General features: G+C 70.1%; 4 protein-coding genes and 2 pseudogenes. 5 read left to right on the forward strand and 1 reads right to left on the reverse strand.

Going from position 1 to position 4,942, the window contains the following annotated elements:
* Positions 1-192: 192 nt before the first annotated feature.
* The 3 genes and pseudogenes from istA to Q8W71_RS32415 form a co-directional block, all read left to right on the forward strand.
* Positions 193-1,719 carry an IS21 family transposase gene (gene istA, locus Q8W71_RS32405; protein ID WP_458351527.1) on the forward strand — a complete coding sequence of 509 codons (1,527 nt, stop codon included), beginning with the start codon at positions 193-195 and terminating at the stop codon, positions 1,717-1,719.
* Positions 1,716-2,540: an IS21-like element helper ATPase IstB gene (gene istB / locus Q8W71_RS32410; RefSeq protein ID WP_305529341.1), complete on the forward strand. Its 825-nt coding sequence runs from the start codon at positions 1,716-1,718 to the stop codon at positions 2,538-2,540. The genes istA and istB overlap by 4 nt, the downstream gene beginning before the upstream one ends.
* 94 nt (positions 2,541-2,634) lie before the next feature.
* Positions 2,635-2,832: pseudogene (locus Q8W71_RS32415) on the forward strand (IS66 family transposase); the annotation flags it as partial.
* A 16-nt stretch (positions 2,833-2,848) separates the two neighbouring features.
* On the opposite strand, the gene Q8W71_RS32420 reads toward Q8W71_RS32415, so the two are convergent.
* Positions 2,849-4,216, reverse strand: coding sequence for an IS701 family transposase (locus Q8W71_RS32420; protein WP_370875600.1), 1,368 nt, complete (start codon positions 4,214-4,216; stop codon positions 2,849-2,851).
* Between the two features lie 194 nt (positions 4,217-4,410).
* Here Q8W71_RS32420 and Q8W71_RS32425 point away from each other — a divergent pair.
* Together Q8W71_RS32425 and Q8W71_RS32430 are read left to right on the forward strand one after the other, a co-directional pair.
* A pseudogene (locus Q8W71_RS32425) lies at positions 4,411-4,686 on the forward strand (transposase domain-containing protein); the annotation flags it as partial.
* Positions 4,687-4,749: 63 nt separating this feature from the next.
* On the forward strand, positions 4,750-4,942 hold a 193-nt coding region (locus Q8W71_RS32430; protein WP_305524274.1), incomplete at its 3' end, for a transposase.

A 4,942-nucleotide genomic window follows, 5' to 3' on the forward strand; every position in this document is an offset into this window, starting at 1 on the left:
TGCAGCGCGACAATCAGGATGAGGCCAGCGCGTCAATCAAGGTGAGAGGAACGCCGATCTGATGATGGAGGGAGGGCGGAGCCCGACCGGAGGCATCAGATCGGCGTCGGCGTGACCCCAAGGGGCATGCCGTCTGGTGAGAGCGGCCAGCTGGCGACGGGCAAGGACGTCCTCTCGACGAGGAGCCCGCCCGTGCCCGGCCGCCACGTGACCGATCACCAGATGAGGCTCTTCATGCAGTTCCGTCAGAGCGACAGCGTCGCTGCGGCCGCCGCCAAGGCCGCCTTCAGTCCCGCCACCGGCCATCGCATCAGCGCCGATCCGCGCCTGCCCTCGGCCAAGAAGGCCCCGCGTGGCCGACGACGGCCCGATCCCCTCGCCGAGGTGTTCGAGACCGAGATCGTGCCGCTGCTCGAAGCTTCGCCTGGCCTGAGGCCCGTGGCGGTCTTCGAGGAGATCCTGCGCCGTCATCCCGATCTGGGCGAAGGGGTCCGGCGGACCCTGGAGCGGCGCATCCGGGCTTGGCGCGCCGTGCACGGGGCCGACCAGGACGTCATCTTCCGTCAGACCCACGAGCCCGGGCGGATGGGACTGTCGGACTTCACCGACATGGCCGACCTCGGCGTCACCATCGCCGGGATGCGCCTCGACCACCGGCTCTACCACTTCCGGCTCGCCTACTCCGGCTTCGAGCACGCCCACGTCGTGCTCGGCGGCGAGAGCTTCGTAGCGCTGGCCGAAGGGCTGCAGAACGCCCTCTGGTCGCTCGGCGGCGTGCCCCGTGAGCATCGCACCGACAGTCTCTCGGCCGCCTTCCGCAACCTCGACGAGGCCGCATGCGAGGATCTCACCCGCCGCTACGAGGCCCTGTGCGCCCATTACGGCATGACGCCGACCCGCAACAACACCGGCCTCGCTCACGAGAACGGCTCGGTCGAGGGCCCACATGGCCACCTCAAGCGCGCCATCGCCGACGCGCTCCTGCTGCGCACCAGCACGGACTTCCCCGACCTGACCGCCTACCGCACCTTCGTCGACGAGCTCGTCGGACGCCGCAACACCCGCCAGGTCAAGCGCATCGACAGCGAGCGGGCCGCCCTGGGGCGATTGCCCGAGCGGCGCTCGTGCGACTACGAACAGGTCAGCGTGCGCGTCTCCTCGGCCGGCGGCTTCCGCCTGCGCAAGGTGTTCTACACCGTGCCCTCGCGCCTGATCGGCCACAGCCTGCGCGTGCGGCTCTACGACGACCGCCTCGACGTCTTCGTCGGCGGATCCCACCTCTTCACCCTGCCGCGGGGCCGGGCTCATCCGGGCGGACGGCACGATCAGGTCGTCGATTATCACCACGTCATCCACGCTCTCCGGCGCAAGCCGATGGCGCTGCTCAACCTCGTCTACCGCGACCGGCTCTTCCCACGCCCACCCTACCGGCACGCCTTCGAGGCCCTGCGTGCCGCGCTTCCAGAGCGGCAAGCCTGCCGCATCGCCGTCGATCTCCTCGCGCTCGCCCATGACCGGGGCTGCGAGGCCGAACTCGCCGCATGCCTGGCGGTCGAACTCGCCGCCAAGCGCCTGCCCGATCTCGCCGCCCTGCGGGCCCGCTTCGCCCCCGATCCGGCGGCCATTCCCCACGTCACCGTCGCCCTCGGCTCGCTGGCGAGCTACGAGAGCCTCCTGGATGCCGTCAGAGACCCTCGGACGACGGGAGAGGCGGCATGAAGGCCCCGGCTCGCACCACCACCGCCGTCGATACCGCCCGGCTCGGCATCATGCTCGGCGAGCTGCGCCTGCCGACCATCAAGACCGTCTGGCCCCGCTTTGCCGAACAGGCCGACAAGGAGGGCTGGCCCGCTGCCCGCTTCCTCGCGGCGCTGGCCGAGCACGAGTTGGCCGAGCGCGACAGACGGCGCATCGAGCGTCATCTCGCCGAGGCACGCCTGCCGCCGGGCAAGACGCTCGACGGCTTCGACTTCGCCGCCGTGCCGATGCTCTCGAAGGCCCAGGTCATGGCAGTCTCCGCCGGCGACGCGTGGCTCGCGCAGGGGGCCAATTTGCTCCTGTTCGGCCCACCCGGCGGCGGTAAGAGCCACCTCGCCGCCGCGATCGGGCTCGCCCTCGTCGAGGCCGGCTTCAAGGTGCTGTTCACCCGCACGACCGATCTCGTCCAGAAGCTGCAGGTCGCCCGGCGCGAGCTCGGCCTGGAGGCGGCCATCGGTCGGCTCGACCGCTTCGATCTGCTGATCCTCGACGACCTCGCCTACGTCACCAAGGACCAAGCCGAGACGAGCGTGCTGTTTGAGCTCATCAGCGCCCGCTACGAGCGCCGTTCCCTGATGATCACCGCCAACCAGCCCTTCGGCGAATGGGGCCGGATCTTCCCCGATCCGGCGATGACGCTCGCCGCCGTCGACCGGCTGGTGCATCATGCCACCATCTTCGAGATGAACGTCGAGAGCTACCGGCGTCGCACGGCCCTCGATCGGAAGCGCGGTCCCGGTCGACCGCCGACCCGCGCGACAATCAAAACCGCCGACGCGTGACGCGCCGCGACACGAACTTCGCTCAAAACTGTCTTGTGCGGGTCGATCGATCCGCTCATCATCAACCCGCCGCGACACCGGTCTCTCATCCTGATTGTCGCTCGGCTCTCATCCAGATCGTCGCGCTACACCCGCTCCGCCCCCGCCCGACGATCCCGAGACGCTCAGGGCGCAGCTCGTCGAGGCGCACGCCGAGAACGAGCGGCTGCGCCAGATCATCAAGGCGATGCAGCGTCACCGCTTCGGGCGCCGGGCCGAGAGCCTGCCCGAGGACCAGCTCCTGCTCGGGCTAGTACTACAGCCGGGTTTTAGGCGACTGACGCTTTTTGTTTGGTCGTTTGGCGCGTTGGGTCCGTCGTTGCTAATGGGCGCGTCTGGCCCGTTGCTGATGGCGTCGTCGCCAGACGGACCAGCGCAGGATCGCGGCGGGTTTGGACGGAGGCAGGCCGACGATGGCAGCCAGCAGGCGCCGGATCTCGGGTACGGTCAGGGGCAGCAGGTCCGCGGCGAGGTCGGTCGTGACCACGCCCCCCGATAGCCGCCCGGCGCAGGGCGGCGAGGTAGGCGTGGGCGAGCATCGCCAGGGTGACGTGCCGGTGCCAGCCGATGAAGGAGCGCACCTCGTACTGGTCGAGCCCGACCTCGCCCTTGGCCTGCTCGAAGTTGCTCTCGATCGTCCAGCGCTGGCCGGCGATCCGCACGAGGTCGCCCAGCGGCGTGCCCATCGGTGCGTGGGTCAGGTAGAAGGTCGGCTCGTCCGGATCGGCCAGCGAGCGGCGGACCAGAAGCGCGCACTGGAAGCCTAGCGCGGCTCCACGATAGGGGACACAGGCCCAATCATACAGGCGCGGTCCCTTGGCACCGTCCCCCGCGCTCAGGCGCTGCCAGACGGGCGGGGCGTCCTCGGGCCGCGCCTCGACCTGATCGGCAAACCAGTCGGCCACGGGGCGCATGGCCAGCCGCTGGCCCGACGTGACGGTCAGCACGTAGCCGATCCGGTGATCCTCCGCCCAGCGGCGGATGGCGCGGTCGCCACCGTAGACGCTGTCACCCGCGATCCAGGCAAATGGCAGCTTGGCCACGCGCGCCCGCTCCAGCATGGCAAGGCCCAGCGCCGGTTTGGTCGCGAAGGTCACGTCATCGGGAACACGCGCGGCCCGACAGCGGGCGCGATCGTCGGTCCAGGACTTGGGCAGGTAGAGCGCCCGGTCGATCAGCGCATGGCCGTGGCATCCGGCATAGCCCAGGAACACCCCGACCTGCGCGTTCTCGATCCGCCCGGCCGTGCCGGTGTACTGGCGCTGTACACCGGCCGACTTGACCCCCTTCTTCAAGAAGCCCGTCTCGTCGAGCACCAGCACCGCGTTCGGATCGCCCAGATGCTCGGCCACGTAGCCCTGCAGGTCGTCGCGCACGGCATCCGCGTCCCAGTGCACCCGGCTCAAGAACTCTTGGACCCCATCAGGTGTGGCATCGCCCGCCGCTTCCGCCAGTTGCCAGCCGTTCTTGCGCTCCACCGGCGCTAGGAGGCCGCGCAGGTAAGCCTCGGCCCTCCTGCGTGGCTCCGCTCGTCCGAAGCGGCCGCCGATCCGCTCCAGAACCTCATCGAAGCTCCGCGCCCAGCGCGACGCATCCGCTCGCGTCACCCTCGTCATGGCAAACCTCCACCACGACAACGCACAAACCCGGCTGTAGTACTAGAGGAGGCCGAACAGGTTGAGGCCGCGGGCTTGGCCGCCGAGGAGACCGACCCGGCCAAGAAGGCCGCCCGGATCGGCCGGCGCCGCACGAACCGCGGCGCGCTGCCCGCCCACCTGCCGCGGATCGAGAGGCTCGTCGACATTGACGGTACCGCCTGCCCATGCTGCACCGGCAGGAGATCGACTCGAACGTCGTCGAGCGCGCGATCCGGCCGCTGGCCCTGAACCGCAAGAACGCGCTGTTTGCCGGCTCGGACGGCGGCGGGCAGCACTGGGCGGTGATCGCCTCGCTGATCGAGACGTGCAAGCTCGTCGGCGTCGAGCCGCAGGCCTACCTCGCCGACGTCATCACCCGCATCGTGGAGGGCCATCCCCAGCGCCGCCTCGATGAGCTGCTGCCCTGGGCCTACCGTAAGCGCTCGGTGACGGCTGCCTTGCGCGGGTAGTGGCGCGCTCTGGATACAGGTGCTGGCGTCGGATGGCGCTGTATCGGCCCTGGGTCTGGATCTATGACTTCTCCCTCGCACGTCGTGGTCGCCGGCACGCGCCGGGCGTGGTCGCCGGAGCAGAAGCGGGCGATCCTGGCCGAGGCGGACGAGCCGGGCACGTCGGCCTCGGCGGTGGCACGCCGGCACGGGCTGCATTCCAGCCTGCTGTTTCGCTGGCGCCGCGCGGTCCTGGCTGAACAGCGGGCGGCGGTGG

The organism is Methylobacterium amylolyticum, assembly GCF_030700245.1.
Classification (GTDB): Bacteria; Pseudomonadota; Alphaproteobacteria; order Rhizobiales; family Beijerinckiaceae; genus Methylobacterium.

Bases quoted from the DNA above. Each gene is read 5' to 3' on its own strand.
- istB (WP_305529341.1), top strand. From the start codon at position 1,716: ATGAAGGCCCCGGCTCGCACCACCACCGCCGTCGATACCGCCCGGCTC.